The organism is Methylophilus sp. 'Pure River' (assembly GCF_046765995.1).
Taxonomy (GTDB): domain Bacteria; phylum Pseudomonadota; class Gammaproteobacteria; order Burkholderiales; family Methylophilaceae; genus Methylophilus.
The window spans coordinates 40,419-53,271 of record NZ_JBKOUE010000011.1 but is presented as its reverse complement, the minus strand read 5'-3'; the positions used below and the strand labels follow the sequence as shown (position 1 = coordinate 53,271).

The window sequence follows — 12,853 nt, the reverse complement described above, 5'->3', positions numbered from 1 at the left end:
AATCTGCGATTTAGAACATGCAAATACAGGGAGCAGGCCTGAATTCAGCTTGGTTTAAGATGAATACTGTTAAACTTTGGTCGATTTCAGTGGTTTTCAGGAGTGCTGGGCCTATGTTCTGGATGCAACGCCGTATATGGATGGCGCTTTTCGCGCTGGTGCTTGTATTACTTGCACTGGTTTACCTGCCACGCGCAGATTCGGGTGAAAGCCCCGCCAACGCTGGGCGTTTATCGGCGAAAGGTGATATTTTGAGCTTGGAAAAAATCTCACAAAAAGCCAGAAGCTATAAACCTGGCGAGATTCTGGAGGTCGAACTTGAGAAAAAGCATGGGCGGTATATTTATGAGGTTGAGATACTGGATGCCGCTAGCCAGGTGTGGGAGCTTAAACTGGACGCTAAGAGCGGGCAGTTACTCAAAATGGAGCAGGACGACTAAAGTATGCGTTTGCTGTTGGTAGAGGATGACGCTGTGCTCGGCGCCCAGACGCAGCAGGCACTCAAAGCGGCGGGCTATGCTTGCGACTGGCTGCAAGAGGGCAGTGAGGCCAGCATACAAGGTACGCTTGAGCCCTATGACCTGGCGATCCTGGATCTGGGTTTGCCGGGCAAGCCTGGTTTGGATGTGCTGGCTGAATGGCGTGCACAGCCTGGCAGTATGCCGGTAATCGTATTAACCGCGCGCAGCAGCTGGCAGGAGAAGGTGGAGGCATTTAATTTGGGCGCGGATGACTATGTGACCAAGCCTTTCCATATGGAGGAATTGCTGGCACGTATCAGTGCCGTGCATAAGCGTAGCGTGGGTGTAGTGAATGGCGCGCTGGTAGTGGCAGATTTAAGCCTGGACGAGCAGACACAAACCATCTGGCAGGGCGACACTGCGCATGCATTGACGGGTACCGAGTTCAGGTTGCTGCGCTACCTGATGTTGCATCCCGGGCGAATTTTTTCTAAAACCGAACTCACCGAGCATGTCTACGCCTATGATGCAGATAAAGACAGCAATGTGATTGAGGTCTATATCAACCGCTTGCGGCAGAAAGTCGGTGTCGACCGCATCCAGACCAAACGTGGTCAGGGCTATCTGTTTACAGGTGGCCAGACGTCAGGTGTGGGCGCATGAAGTCGCTGCGCAGACAGCTATCGCTGGGCTTGATGCTGAGCCTCGTTGGGCTGCTGACGCTGCAATGGGCGGTGGTCACCTTTACCATAGACCATTTAATCCAGTCGCAAATGACGGCGCGTATGCAACAAGAAGCCGAAGGCTTGCTGGCCGGCGTGTCGGTGAACGCGCGCGGAGAATTGGCGCTGGAGCCGCGACTGATTACAACCAGTTATCAGCGCCCCTTTTCTGGCCGCTATTTTATTGTGCTGCTAGACAATACAGGCAAGGACGCTGCACACAAGATACAGTCTCGCTCCTGGTGGGATGTGGATATGCCGGTGAGTGCACTCAAGGTCGGTGAGGAGCGGGTCAGCCATGTTAGCGGCCCGGAATCGCAACCGTTGCTGCTATTGGGGCATGCTTACCGTAAACAGCAACGCACCATCACGATTTATATTGCAGAAAGCCTGGTCGAGCTTCAGCAAAGCCTGCGCCTGTTTCATTGGTTGTATGGCGTGTTTTCCTTGCTGGGTTTGCTGGCGTTGCTGGCATTACAGCGCTGGATTGTGGTGAATACACTGCTGCCTTTGCAGCACATCAAGGAAAACCTGGCAAAAGTCGCTAGCGGTGAGGTACAGCAGATTAATGCCGGCGGCCCGTCTGAAGTCATGCCGCTGGTCAACGAGTTTAACCGCATCCTCAAAAGTACCAGCCAGAAAACCCGGCGTTCACGCCTGGCCATTGGCAATCTGGCACATGGGCTCAAAACCCGCCTGGCGCAGTTGCAATTGCTGGCGGGTAACGGATCCGTGGATGGGGATACGCAGTTACGGCAGATGATACAAAACTGTAGCGAAGAGATACACCATGATGTCGAACGTGAATTAAAACGCGCACGACTCATGGGCGATGTTTACACCAGCCAGCAGACTGATTTAGATGTAGAGTTACCTAAACTGGTGACCACTTTGCAGAGGATTTATAGCAATAAGACAGTGGCATTTGCCTGGCAGCACGATGGGCAGGCCCGCGTGATGGTTGACCGTGAAGACATGCTGGAGTTGCTAGGTAATGTGCTGGATAACGCCTTTAAATGGTGTCACGGTCAGGTGCAGTTACATGTATCAGTGCAAGACGTGATCCAGATTGTGGTTGAAGATGATGGCCCAGGTAGCAGCGCGCCGACATTGGATACGTTGTTGCAGCGCGGTATGCGTATGGATGAATCCAAACCCGGCAGTGGTTTGGGGCTGGCGATTGTGCAGGATATTGTGCAGCACTACCACGGCCAGGTGACGCTCACGCACTCTGAGCGACTGGGTGGTTTGCGCATCCAGATGACGCTGGCACCCACGTCGGTAGGCACCAGCGTTTAAGCCTTAAAACCAGTCGCGGTTGATGCTGTTGACCTTGCCGGTTTTGGCATCGATATATACTTCCCATTCGGCACCATTGCTATCGACAATTTCAACTTCGTAATCCCAGCCGGATTTGAATTTTCTGCGCTCCAGTTCGACCTCTTTCACCACACCGGGCTTGGCTGCCAGCGCTTTGCTTTGTGCTTCTTCATGTGAAATCAGGCCAAACGCTTTGGCTTTTTCAGACATCTTTTGTACGTCATCATCGTCTGCCAGCGCAGGTTGACTGGCCATCGCGCCTAAGAATAGAGCGATCATGAGCAGGTTAACGGATTTGTTTGAGGCTTTATGCATCGTGATCTCCATGTGATTGATTGAGTATTCACGATACTGCACGCGCCTTAATTCAAGCTGAAAACACAGATAGATGTTGCGGGCAGGCATTCAGTTTGGTGAAAGATTTGTGAAAGTCTGCTGTAAGGCAAGTGCGCTAGAGTGAACACCATCAAATCCGTCTCACAAAGGCGGCAATAGTGAAGTCTCAATTAAAGGAGCGTGCGATGAAAATAGTGAAATTAGTTGGTTTAATTGGTTTGGTTACTATGTCATTTGCTGGATCTGCAATGGCGGATCAGTCTGTTGTCACTCAAAACATTGCGAAAAGACCGGTGTTTGAGCTGTCTACTGCAAATGCAGATCAGACTTGGGAGGGCGCAAGCCTGAAGAAAGATATTCGCCTACAGGCGCTAAGTGCGCGCACAAATTTACAATTTGTAAGTAAACGCGCTTATCTTGCACCAGTAGCAACTGACTAACTATCAGGATGAATAGCCTGGTAGTTGCAGGTTAGGCTGGTGCTGTTTGAGTTGAGTAAACAACCAGCGTGTCTCAAGCAGTATCCAGACACGTAGCATGGCCTCCATCGGGTCAAAAGGCTTGGTTAAAAAGTCTTTTGCACCCAATGCCAGTGCCTTGCGGCGCGTGGCGATGGTAGCGTCTGCGGTGAGCACCAGCACGGGGAGGTATTCATGCGGTCCGACATGGTGTGATAGCTGGTCGAGGACGGCAAAACCATCCAGTACCGGCATCATGAGGTCCAGCAAAATCAGGTCGGGTTGAAACGCATTGACCAGGTCCATGGTTTTGGTCGAGTCGGTTGTGCTGATGACTTGCTCAAAGCCTTCCTTGGTCAGTAACTCTTCCAGCAGTCGCAGATTGGCCTCGGCATCATCGACGATTAAAATTTTGGAGGCACGTAGTTGTTCTATATTCATGGGGTCTCTGGTAGGAGTTTTAGTAATAACTGGTTAAAAGCGGCGACATTCAACGGCTTGGTAAAGTAATGCGCGATGCCTAGGGTGTTGAGGCGTTGCATAGTTTCCGGCAAGGCGTCTGCACTTAAAATCACCACCGGGATATGTTGCAAGTCTGTGCGGCTGGATTGAATATGCTGGATCAAGGATTCTCCCGAGCCATCCGGCAGGTTGAGGTCCAGCAGCAGCAAGTCTGGCTGCATATCGCGCAACCAGACCATGCTTTCTTGCACACTGGCCGCCAGGTGTAGCTTGAGGTGCCTGTGTTTGCTTAATATGGCTTCTATCAGGGCCTGGTTGCTATGGTTATCTTCTACATAGAGGATGTGGCGTTTGGCTGCGGGCGTAGCCGACGTTGCGCGGTGCGGCGCAGCGTCAATGGCAATCTCTTTGTTCATGGCTGTCACTGGGGTGGCCTGAACTGCCTCTGGCAGGCTGATCCAGAACAGGCTTTGGTCTTCGGCAACGCCGATTTGGCCGCCCATGGCATCCATCAGTTGCTTGCTGAGCACCAGGCCCAAGCCTGTACCTTCAGTCACGGTGCGCTCAGCCCCCAGCCGATCAAAGGGGGTAAAGAGCCGCGAGCGCAAGGCTGCTGGGATGCCTTGCCCCTGGTCTTTCACATCGACACGGATATGACCGTTTAGGCGGTAAGCACTGAAGATGACGCTGGTGTTTTCTGGACCATATTTCAAAGCATTGGCCAGCAGGTTTAAAATCACCTGCAGCAAGCGCTGACGGTCGGCGCGCACTTTCAAATCAGGCTCAAAATGCGTTTCTATGGTGATGTCGCGCACTTTTTCCAGTGGCTTGAGATAGTGGTAGGCTTCTTCTAGCAGTAGATTCAGGGCGATGACTTCCATAGACATACTGATATCGCCACTTTCAATGCGCGAAATATCCAGTACTTCATTAATCAGCTTCAGCAAGTGTTGGCCGGCATTATGAATCAGCGTGGCGCTGTCTTTTTGCCGCCCTTCGGGCAAGTCGTTTTCGAGGATCTGCGCAAAGCCCAAAATCGCGTTTAATGGCGTGCGCAGCTCATGACTGGTACGTGATAAAAAATTACTCTTGGCAGCACTGGCTTCTTCTGCCTCTACACGGGCCAGGTGCGCTTCCTGCGCACTTTGTGTCAGCAATTGCGAGGCATGCTCCAGTTCACTGGTGAGTTCACCCAACTCGTCACGGCTGATGCTAGGCAAGGCCAGAGGTTCGCCCTTGACCAGGTGTATGGCGCTATCGCGTATGGTTTTGACGCGGGCAACAATGGTTTGGGTAAACAGCCAGACGCCAATCAGCGAGCCGACTACGCCCGCAATCACGGCCATCAGCGTGATGCGTAAATTGCGCTTGCGTTCGTACACCACTTCTTTTTTGTCCTGGTTAACGATGGCGGATTCGCGCAAGCTCATGCGCTCAAGATGGGCACGCAGTTGATTTAAGGCATTGCCCTGTGAGCTGAATTTACCAATCAGTGCTTCATCAGCCTCTTCTTCACTGTGGCTAGCCAGGGTCGCCAGGTCGTCCAGGTTTTTGGCGACCAATGGATGAATCACTTGCAACAGGTGTTGTTGCGAGCGGTCATCCAGGTTGTGTTCCAGTGAACTCAGTAGGTGTGGCATGCTTTGTCTGGCGCTTTCGTAGCCTGTCAGAAACTGGCGGTTACCTGTCAGCAGGAAATCACGCACGCCGGTGGAGGCTTCGAGCAACAGGGTTTGCAGGGTCTGGATATCCTGCTGGATTTGTAGCGCATTTTGCACGCGTCTTTCCAGCAGTGCGGCTTGTTGTTCGCTTTCAAAAATCAGGGCCAGTGAGGCCAGCAATACGGTCAAGGGTAGGGCATTAAGCACAATGCCTTTGGTGGTCAGCGATAAATCCTGCCACAAGCGGTCCATGCGGTGGGTGGCATTCGTCATGGCATGAAGTATGACTTTCATCTGTTATAACCCATCACTTTTGAATCCGGCCTCAACGGCTTTGACGGCGGCCTGCGTGCGGTCGTTCAGGTCCAGTTTGCTTAGAATACGTTCAATATGGATTTTGACGGTGCCCGGCGAGATGCCCAGTTTTTGCGCTAATGCGGCGTTGCTTGCGCCTGAAGGCAGCAGCGCGAAGACTTCGCGCTCACGGGGCGTGAGTTTTTGCAGGTAGCTATCATCAATGGCTGTGGCGGTTTGGCTGTGTCCTTGCAGTGCGAATCCAAGTAGGCCACAGACACTATGTAGTAATTGCAGGTTGCTGGGACTTAAGGGGTTGCCGGTGATTAGGCCGAGTAACCCCACAGCGCGTTGCTGGCAGGCGATGGGCAAGTGGTAGCAATGCATGGCAGGTGAAGTGTTTGCTTGCAGGGTCCACAGGCTGGGCACAAATTGCGCGTGTACTTCAAAGTGTATGGGTTCTTTCAGCCATTGTCCCAGCGCGCCCAACATGGGCACACGAGCGCCGACCGGAAAAGTTTTTCCACGTTGCGCCAGTATCTTCAATGCCCCGGCATGCTGCTGGCTAATCAGGCCATGTGCCGCGCCGAATTGCATGCACAACTCATCAAGCAGCCATTGTAGTAAGTCTTCAGACCAGCCATGCATGAACAATTTCTGTCCAAGCCGTTCAAACAATCTGTCGTGAGCCAGTTGTACCTGCGATTGTTTAAGCGCATTGCGTAAGGCAAACGCGCTTTCTGTGGGTGGGGGGCTGTCATTCAGCATATGCCGTTTAGTATATACCGAACTACCTATATCGGTAGATTTTTTGTTGCCAGACCACGGGCACAATGCAAACCATCGTGAATGCATCAACATTCATACAAAACGAAACAACTGGTCTGAAAGACAATTAAAGGAGAAATAATATGCGTAAAGTAACTGCTATCGTTGCCGTGGTATTGGGTTTGAGTGTTGTGTTGCCTGTGCAGGCAGCTGACACTAATGTAGAGGCTGTGCAAAGAGCACATCAGGTAAATTTCCTGGGTAAGCGTCCTTATCAACAAGTGGTTGCCAAGGCTGATGCTGAGCAAGCATGGGTAGGGGCTACACTGCGTGTGGAGCCAAACAACCAGCAGCAGGTATTAAAACTGCACAACCTGGGCAAGCGTGCTTTCTAGTCAGTGTTGCGTAAGGTTGTTGGCACATAATTACCTTACACCTGCCCCAGGTGTATACACAAATAAATTATGTAGGAGCGATAAATGAGTAAATTATTATTGGCACTCTTGGTGACATTTGGTTTAATGGCTAATGTACACGCAGAGGAAACACTGGATCAGGACATGGGCGTAAAAGATTTGCATCATAAAAACTTTTTAGGTCAGCGTCCTTATGCCAAAACACCTGTAGCGAAACAAAACTCCGATGAAAAATGGGTAGGTGCGGGCATCGTGACTGACAAGCCGGAAAAAGGCTTCGATAAACATCAACAAATGCGTTTGAACTTTATTGGCAAACGTCCATATACCGGTAGCACCACAGCGGATTAATTCGCTGATACCGCTCTAACAATAACCCCGCATCATTGCGGGGTTTTGTGTGTCATAACGTCAATTATAAAAATTAACAATATAACAATAGTTTTGTTTGTGAAGGATATACACCATGTCAACCTCAGTGCAGGGGTCTAGCCTGCTAGACTTGTTCAAGCACATCAATCGAGACTTACCAGCCTCCATTGTCGTGTTTTTTGTGGCATTGCCACTTTGTTTAGGTATCGCGCTGGCGTCGGGTGCGCCGCTATTTTCGGGCGTGATTGCCGGGATTGTCGGCGGCATCGTTGTTGGCCTGGCCAGCGGCTCGCAACTGGGTGTCAGTGGCCCGGCAGCTGGCCTGGCTGTGATTGTGATGGCGGCCATTGGCAACCTGGGTTCTTATGAAGTTTTTCTGGCGGCGGTGGTGCTCGCTGGTGTATTCCAGTTTTTGCTGGGGCAGTTGAAGGCCGGTTTTATTGCCTACTTTGTGCCATCTTCAGTGATTACCGGCATGCTCACAGGCATAGGCTTGCTGATTATCCTCAAGCAGATTCCGCATGCATTTGGTTACGATGCGGACTACGAAGGCGATGAATCGTTTGACGCGTTTGCAGGGCATGATACCTTCAGTGATATTTTGCAGGCATGGGACCTGTTAACGCCTGGCGCAGTCTTAATTGCAGCCGTGTCTTTCGCGATTCTGATCCTCTGGGATACGGTGCTGACCAAAAAACACCGGATTTTCCAACTGCTGCAAGGGCCGATTGTGGTGGTGCTGGTCGGTATCTTGCTCAACGTGGCCTTTATGCGCGGCTGGTTGAATTTCACCTTGAGTGACGACCAGATTGTGCGCTTGCCTGTAGCGAGCAGCTTGGGCGAGTTTGCCAGCTTCTTTACCCATCCTGATTTCAGCAAGATCACGCAGCCGCTGGTGATTAAAACTGCGTTGGTCATGGCCATTGTCGCCAGCCTGGAAACACTCCTTTGTGTCGAAGCGACTGACAAACTGGATACACACAAACGTGTGACGCCGACCAACAAAGAACTCAAGGCGCAAGGCTTGGGTAATATTGTGTCAGGGCTGATTGGTGGTTTGCCGATTACGCAGGTGATTGTGCGTAGTAGTGCCAACGTGACTTTTGGTGCGCAAACAAAATTGTCTGCAGTCTTGCATGGTTTCTGGCTATTGCTGAGTGCAATTACCATTGCCAGCTTCCTCAACCTGATTCCTCTGGCTAGTCTGGCCACCATCCTGATTATGGTGGGTTACAAACTGGCTAAACCTAAACTGTTCAAGCAAATGTACCAGTTGGGCTGGGAGCAGTTTGTGCCGTTTATTGTGACGATAGTCGCGATCGTGTTTACCGATCTGCTGACCGGCATCGGCCTGGGCCTGGTGATTGCCATATTCTTCACCTTGCATCACAGCTACCGCAATTCGCACTACATCAAGCAAACGCGTTCTACCAAAGACGGCAAAGAGGTGTATGAGTTAGTGCTGGCGGAAGAGGTTTCCTTCTTTAACAAGGCCAGCATCCTGGAGGTATTGGAAGCCATTCCACCGAATAGCAAAGTGGTGATTGATTGTACCAACAGCAAATCAATTGCCTATGATGTGGTGGAGTTTATCCATGGCTACCAACAGCATGCCAAATTGAAAAATATTGATGTAGAAACCATTGATTTCAAACCACCCAAGCATATGCTGGGACATTAACCAAAAAGCATGGCGTATCAGCCATGCAAATAATTCATTAGTAGAGGATACACAATATGTACAAGCACCCATTACTCGACCGCGACAAAATGACCGCGCGTGAAGCACTGGATATCTTGATTGAAGGCAATCACCGGTTTATTACCGACCGCGAGCAGGACAAAGACTTCAAAAGCCTGATTCAAATCACTAAGGATAAACAACATCCGTTCTCGTCTTTTTTGAGCTGCAGTGACTCACGTGCACCAGTGGAGTTGTTATTTGACCAGGCGTTGGGAGATGTGTTCAGCGTGCGCCTGGCTGGTAATATTGCTTCAGACAAAGCCATCGGCAGCCTGGAGTTTGGCAGCAAGTACCTGGGCAGCAAACTGATTGTGGTCATGGGCCATACTTCTTGCGGCGCAGTCAAAGCTGCATGTGATGACTTTAAAGATGGGCATATTGGCGAGATTATCAACCTGATCAAGCCTTCTATCCGTCACGAAAAGACCATTACCGATCCGGCCCAGCGCAATTCAAAAAACAGTGATTTTGTAGAGAAGATTTGCGCCTTGAATGTGAAATACCAGATCGATACTATCATTCGTTGCAGTGACATTATTGATGATATGTTGCAAAGCAAGCAGATCGGTATTGTCGGCGCGGTCTACGATATCTCTACCGGTAAAGTGGACTTCCTGGAAGATACCTTTATTGGTTAATCAGCCATAGGCATGAAACAAAAAGCCGATGCATGCATCGGCTTTTTTATTGGGCTAACTGGCGGCAACAGGCTTAGTGATGGCCTTCTTTCGCAAGATTAATACTGTATTTTGGAATCTCTACCGTGACATCGGTGTCTTGCAAAATGGCCTGGCAAGATAAGCGCGATTGTGGTGTGAGTCCCCAGGCGCGGTCCAGCATGTCGTCTTCGTCTTCTTCAATCTCATTCAGGCTATTAAAGCCTTCGCGTACCACGACATGGCAGGTAGTACAGGCGCAGACGCCGCCACAGGCATTATCAATATCAATATCGTGCTTGAGCAGCGCGTCACAGATGGAGGTGCCTTTATCGGCTTCGATCACGGCCCCTTCAGGGCAGATGTCAGCATGAGGCAATATGGTAATTTTTGGCATGTTTAGAGTTCCAGTGAATCCAGGTTTTTGCCGGCAAGGGCTTTTTGTACTGAGGCGTCCATGCGTTTGGCAGCAAAGTCTTCTGTGGCATGGTTGAGTGCATCGCTCGCCTGTTTAACCGCATGGCTATCCGTGCCCTGGCATAAAGCCAGCAGGGCATCAATATGGGTTTGTATTTGTTGACGTTCGTCTGCATTAAGCAATGTGTCACCATCTTCAGCCAGCGCGGCTTGAATCGCTTCAATCAGGCGTTGCGCATCGACCACGGCCTCGCGCAGCATACGCGCTGCTTTGTCGCTTTCGGCTGCACCAAATGAATCCTTCAGCATGCTGGTGATCTGGTCTTCGTTCAGGCCATAAGAGGGTTTCACCGTGATGTTGGCTTCCACACCATTGGTTTGTTCACGCGCACTGACGGATAACAAGCCATCGGCATCGACTTGAAACGTCACGCGAATACGGGCGGCCCCAGCTGCCATCGGCGGAATGCCGCGTAGTTCAAATCGTGCCAATGAACGACAGTCACTGACCAGTTCACGCTCGCCTTGCACGACATGAATGGCCATCGCGGTTTGGCCGTCTTTATAGGTGGTAAAGTCCTGCGCGCGTGCAATCGGCAAAGTCGAATTGCGAGGAATCACTTTTTCTACCAATCCGCCCATTGTTTCCAGGCCGAGTGAAAGCGGCGTGATGTCCAGTAACAGTAATTCATCGCCACTGCGGTTACCGGCGAGCACGTTGGCTTGTATGGCTGCGCCAAGGGCGACGACCTTATCCGGGTCGAGGTTGGTCAGTGGTTCTTGCTCGAAGAATGCCTGCACCGCATGGCGGATATGCGGCATACGTGTTGCCCCGCCGACCAGGACCACGCCTTTGATCTCGTCTATGCTTAATCCTGCATCGCGCATGGCTTTGCGCGTCGGGCTTAAGGTTTTAATCACCAGGTGCTCGGTGAGCGCGACAAACTGGGCGACCGACAAGGTTTCATCGACCAGGGCGCCGTTGCTCAGTTTACAGGCGATGTTAGCTTCATGGTTATCGGTCAGCCATTCTTTGGCTTGGCGTGCCTTGGTCAGCAGCAGGCGGGTATCTTCTTCGCTGAGAGGTTTGAAGTCCTTGGTTTTACTGCGTACCTGATCCAGCACCCAGCAAAAAATGCGATGGTCAAAGTCATCACCACCCAAGGCAGAGTCGCCGTTGGTGGCCAACACTTCAAATACGCCTTTGCTCAGGCGCAGGATGGAAATGTCAAAGGTGCCACCGCCCAGGTCATAAATGACATAGACGCCTTCGGCGGCATTGTCCAGGCCGTAGGCGACCGCAGCGGCAGTGGGTTCATTGAGCAGGCGTAATACATGCAAGCCTGCCAGGCGAGCTGCGTCTTTGGTGGCCTGGCGTTGTGCATCATCAAAATAAGCGGGCACGGTGATGACCGCGCCTGTGAGTTCGCCCCCCAATGCTTTTTCAGCACGGGCTTTCAGGGTTTTTAAAATCTCGGCAGAAATCTCGACCGGGCTTTTCAAACCCGCACGCGTTTTGATTTCGAGAATGCCTTGCGAACTGTCATTCTCCACAAAATGATAGGGAATATGTGCTCTGTCGGTGATGTCGTGCAAGGCGCGACCCATAAAGCGTTTGACCGAGACGATGGTATTCACCGGGTCAAGACTTTGTGCTGCCTGTGCTTCATGGCCGACAATGACGGCATCCTGCAGGTAACGTACCACAGACGGCAACAGGGCGTGCCCATGTTCGTCATGCAATACGGTGCTCATGCCGCTACGTACAGTGGCCACGAGGGAGTTGGTGGTGCCCAGATCAATGCCCACTGCCAATTTGTGTTGATGCGGGGCAGGGGATAAGCCAGGTTCGGAAATCTGTAATAAGGCCATGAAACTCTAATCTTCCAACTGAGCGATCAGCTGATTCACATCTTCACTCACTTTATCAATAAACCGCAGCTTGCGTACCGTCAGGGCGGCCTGCGTCGGGGCGGCCACAATTTCATTGGCCACTTGCTGCTGCAAGGCCTTGGCTTGCGTGCGCATTTCTTTCAGTAACGCATCCAGCGCGGGGATGTCCTTGCCAAACCTGGCGTCATCCATGGCTTCACGCCACTCCATTTGCGCCATCAAAAAATCACCCGGCATGGCCGTGTTGTTTTCTTCATCGGTGGCAATACCTTGCAGTTGCAGCAGGTAGCGGGCGCGTGACGTCGGCTGTTTGAGCACCTGGTAAGCTTCGTTTACCTGCGTGGCCATTTGCATGGATTGCATGCGTTCGGCGGGTGACGCATTCACAAATTTATCCGGATGGACTTCTGCTTGTAACTTGCGGTACTGGGCATCCAGCACCGCCATGTCTAGCTCAAACTGTTGCGGTAGCTGAAAGAGGGCGAAGTAGTTTTGCATAGTCGATGGCTGTAAATACACGCATGCTGCATGTATTTACAGCAAACGTTAAACGGTAAATGACTCGCCGCAGCCGCACTCGTCTTTCACATTCGGGTTGTTGAACTTAAAGCCTTCGTTCAAGCCTTCCTTGGTAAAGTCGAGTTCAGTGCCATCGATATACACCAGGCTTTTCGGGTCGACAATGACCTTGATGCCGTGGCTTTCAAATGCCACATCTTCCGCTTGCATTTCGTCCACAAATTCCAGCGTGTAGGCCATGCCTGAACAGCCCGTGGTTTTGACGCCCAGGCGTAAACCGAGGCCTTTGCCACGGTTAGCCAGAAACTTTTCCACGCGGTTGGCTGCGGTTTCAGTCAGGGTAATTGCCATATG

General features: G+C 51.4%; 16 protein-coding genes. 8 read left to right on the top strand and 8 right to left on the bottom strand.

Annotated features, from left to right (window positions below):
* Positions 1 to 113 precede the first annotated feature (113 nt).
* Genes ACIDE9_RS13050 through ACIDE9_RS13040 form a run of 3 tightly spaced genes read left to right on the top strand, consistent with a single transcriptional unit; the run spans position 114 to position 2,482 of the window.
* Positions 114 to 440, top strand: a complete 327-nt coding sequence (locus tag ACIDE9_RS13050) for a PepSY domain-containing protein (protein WP_411995143.1) — start codon at positions 114 to 116, stop codon at positions 438 to 440.
* Positions 441 to 443: 3 nt separating this feature from the next.
* The gene (locus tag ACIDE9_RS13045) at positions 444 to 1,124 is read left to right on the top strand and encodes a response regulator transcription factor (protein ID WP_411995142.1); all 681 of its coding nucleotides are present in this window, start codon (positions 444 to 446) and stop codon (positions 1,122 to 1,124) included.
* Positions 1,121 to 2,482 (top strand): ATP-binding protein, encoded by a 1,362-nt coding sequence (locus ACIDE9_RS13040; RefSeq protein WP_411995141.1) that lies wholly within the window; start codon positions 1,121 to 1,123, stop codon positions 2,480 to 2,482. The genes ACIDE9_RS13045 and ACIDE9_RS13040 overlap by 4 nt, the downstream gene beginning before the upstream one ends.
* A gap of 3 nt (positions 2,483 to 2,485) precedes the next feature.
* Here ACIDE9_RS13040 and ACIDE9_RS13035 read toward each other — a convergent pair whose 3' ends face one another.
* A complete protein-coding gene (locus ACIDE9_RS13035; protein WP_411995140.1) occupies positions 2,486 to 2,818 on the bottom strand; it encodes a PepSY domain-containing protein in 333 nt (110 codons plus the stop codon).
* A 206-nt stretch (positions 2,819 to 3,024) separates the two neighbouring features.
* Here ACIDE9_RS13035 and ACIDE9_RS13030 point away from each other — a divergent pair, with 206 nt between their 5' ends.
* The gene (locus ACIDE9_RS13030; protein WP_411995139.1) at positions 3,025 to 3,279 is read left to right on the top strand and encodes a hypothetical protein; all 255 of its coding nucleotides are present in this window, start codon (positions 3,025 to 3,027) and stop codon (positions 3,277 to 3,279) included.
* A gap of 3 nt (positions 3,280 to 3,282) precedes the next feature.
* Here the strand turns inward: ACIDE9_RS13030 and ACIDE9_RS13025 are convergent, their stop codons facing one another.
* Genes ACIDE9_RS13025 through ACIDE9_RS13015 form a run of 3 tightly spaced genes read right to left on the bottom strand, consistent with a single transcriptional unit; the run spans position 3,283 to position 6,569 of the window.
* Positions 3,283 to 3,738, bottom strand: coding sequence for a response regulator (locus tag ACIDE9_RS13025; RefSeq protein WP_194754219.1), 456 nt, complete (start codon positions 3,736 to 3,738; stop codon positions 3,283 to 3,285).
* Positions 3,735 to 5,714 (bottom strand): ATP-binding protein, encoded by a 1,980-nt coding sequence (locus ACIDE9_RS13020; protein WP_411995138.1) that lies wholly within the window; start codon positions 5,712 to 5,714, stop codon positions 3,735 to 3,737. Before ACIDE9_RS13020 ends, ACIDE9_RS13025 begins: the two co-directional genes overlap by 4 nt.
* Before the next feature lie 3 nt (positions 5,715 to 5,717).
* A complete protein-coding gene (locus ACIDE9_RS13015; protein WP_411995137.1) occupies positions 5,718 to 6,569 on the bottom strand; it encodes a LuxR C-terminal-related transcriptional regulator in 852 nt (283 codons plus the stop codon).
* A gap of 56 nt (positions 6,570 to 6,625) precedes the next feature.
* Between ACIDE9_RS13015 and ACIDE9_RS13010 the strand changes: the two genes are divergently transcribed.
* The 4 genes from ACIDE9_RS13010 (at position 6,626) to ACIDE9_RS12995 (ending at position 9,652) form a co-directional block, all read left to right on the top strand.
* Entirely contained in the window at positions 6,626 to 6,877 is a 252-nt protein-coding gene (locus ACIDE9_RS13010; protein ID WP_411995136.1) for a hypothetical protein, read from the top strand.
* An 84-nt stretch (positions 6,878 to 6,961) separates the two neighbouring features.
* Entirely contained in the window at positions 6,962 to 7,249 is a 288-nt protein-coding gene (locus ACIDE9_RS13005; RefSeq protein ID WP_194754222.1) for a hypothetical protein, read from the top strand.
* Between the two features lie 115 nt (positions 7,250 to 7,364).
* Positions 7,365 to 8,951, top strand: a complete 1,587-nt coding sequence (locus ACIDE9_RS13000; RefSeq protein WP_411995135.1) for a SulP family inorganic anion transporter — start codon at positions 7,365 to 7,367, stop codon at positions 8,949 to 8,951.
* 56 nt (positions 8,952 to 9,007) lie between these two features.
* The gene (locus tag ACIDE9_RS12995; RefSeq protein ID WP_194754224.1) at positions 9,008 to 9,652 is read left to right on the top strand and encodes a carbonic anhydrase; all 645 of its coding nucleotides are present in this window, start codon (positions 9,008 to 9,010) and stop codon (positions 9,650 to 9,652) included.
* Positions 9,653 to 9,725: 73 nt separating this feature from the next.
* Here ACIDE9_RS12995 and fdx read toward each other — a convergent pair whose 3' ends face one another.
* From fdx to iscA, 4 genes are read right to left on the bottom strand one after another with little or no spacing between them, the layout of a single operon-like run.
* Entirely contained in the window at positions 9,726 to 10,067 is a 342-nt protein-coding gene (fdx, locus tag ACIDE9_RS12990) for an ISC system 2Fe-2S type ferredoxin (protein WP_194754225.1), read from the bottom strand.
* Positions 10,068 to 10,069: 2 nt separating this feature from the next.
* Positions 10,070 to 11,959 (bottom strand): Fe-S protein assembly chaperone HscA, encoded by a 1,890-nt coding sequence (hscA, locus tag ACIDE9_RS12985; protein WP_411995134.1) that lies wholly within the window; start codon positions 11,957 to 11,959, stop codon positions 10,070 to 10,072.
* Positions 11,960 to 11,965: 6 nt separating this feature from the next.
* A complete protein-coding gene (hscB, locus tag ACIDE9_RS12980) occupies positions 11,966 to 12,478 on the bottom strand; it encodes a Fe-S protein assembly co-chaperone HscB (protein ID WP_411995133.1) in 513 nt (170 codons plus the stop codon).
* A gap of 48 nt (positions 12,479 to 12,526) precedes the next feature.
* On the bottom strand, positions 12,527 to 12,850 hold the full coding sequence (gene iscA, locus ACIDE9_RS12975) for an iron-sulfur cluster assembly protein IscA (RefSeq protein ID WP_194754228.1): 324 nt from the start codon (positions 12,848 to 12,850) through the stop codon (positions 12,527 to 12,529).
* Positions 12,851 to 12,853: the final 3 nt, after the last annotated feature.

Bases quoted from the DNA above. Each gene is read 5' to 3' on its own strand.
- ACIDE9_RS13010 (WP_411995136.1), top strand. From the start codon at position 6,626: ATGCGTAAAGTAACTGCTATCGTTGCCGTGGTATTGGGTTTGAGTGTT.
- ACIDE9_RS13000 (WP_411995135.1), top strand. From the start codon at position 7,365: ATGTCAACCTCAGTGCAGGGGTCTAGCCTGCTAGACTTGTTCAAGCAC.
- ACIDE9_RS13045 (WP_411995142.1), top strand. From the start codon at position 444: ATGCGTTTGCTGTTGGTAGAGGATGACGCTGTGCTCGGCGCCCAGACG.
- iscA (WP_194754228.1), bottom strand. From the start codon at position 12,850: ATGGCAATTACCCTGACTGAAACCGCAGCCAACCGCGTGGAAAAGTTT.
- fdx (WP_194754225.1), bottom strand. From the start codon at position 10,067: ATGCCAAAAATTACCATATTGCCTCATGCTGACATCTGCCCTGAAGGG.
- hscA (WP_411995134.1), bottom strand. From the start codon at position 11,959: ATGGCCTTATTACAGATTTCCGAACCTGGCTTATCCCCTGCCCCGCAT.
- ACIDE9_RS13025 (WP_194754219.1), bottom strand. From the start codon at position 3,738: ATGAATATAGAACAACTACGTGCCTCCAAAATTTTAATCGTCGATGAT.
- ACIDE9_RS12995 (WP_194754224.1), top strand. From the start codon at position 9,008: ATGTACAAGCACCCATTACTCGACCGCGACAAAATGACCGCGCGTGAA.
- ACIDE9_RS13050 (WP_411995143.1), top strand. From the start codon at position 114: ATGTTCTGGATGCAACGCCGTATATGGATGGCGCTTTTCGCGCTGGTG.
- hscB (WP_411995133.1), bottom strand. From the start codon at position 12,478: ATGCAAAACTACTTCGCCCTCTTTCAGCTACCGCAACAGTTTGAGCTA.
- ACIDE9_RS13035 (WP_411995140.1), bottom strand. From the start codon at position 2,818: ATGCATAAAGCCTCAAACAAATCCGTTAACCTGCTCATGATCGCTCTA.
- ACIDE9_RS13040 (WP_411995141.1), top strand. From the start codon at position 1,121: ATGAAGTCGCTGCGCAGACAGCTATCGCTGGGCTTGATGCTGAGCCTC.
- ACIDE9_RS13015 (WP_411995137.1), bottom strand. From the start codon at position 6,569: ATGCATTCACGATGGTTTGCATTGTGCCCGTGGTCTGGCAACAAAAAA.
- ACIDE9_RS13005 (WP_194754222.1), top strand. From the start codon at position 6,962: ATGAGTAAATTATTATTGGCACTCTTGGTGACATTTGGTTTAATGGCT.
- ACIDE9_RS13030 (WP_411995139.1), top strand. From the start codon at position 3,025: ATGAAAATAGTGAAATTAGTTGGTTTAATTGGTTTGGTTACTATGTCA.
- ACIDE9_RS13020 (WP_411995138.1), bottom strand. From the start codon at position 5,714: ATGAAAGTCATACTTCATGCCATGACGAATGCCACCCACCGCATGGAC.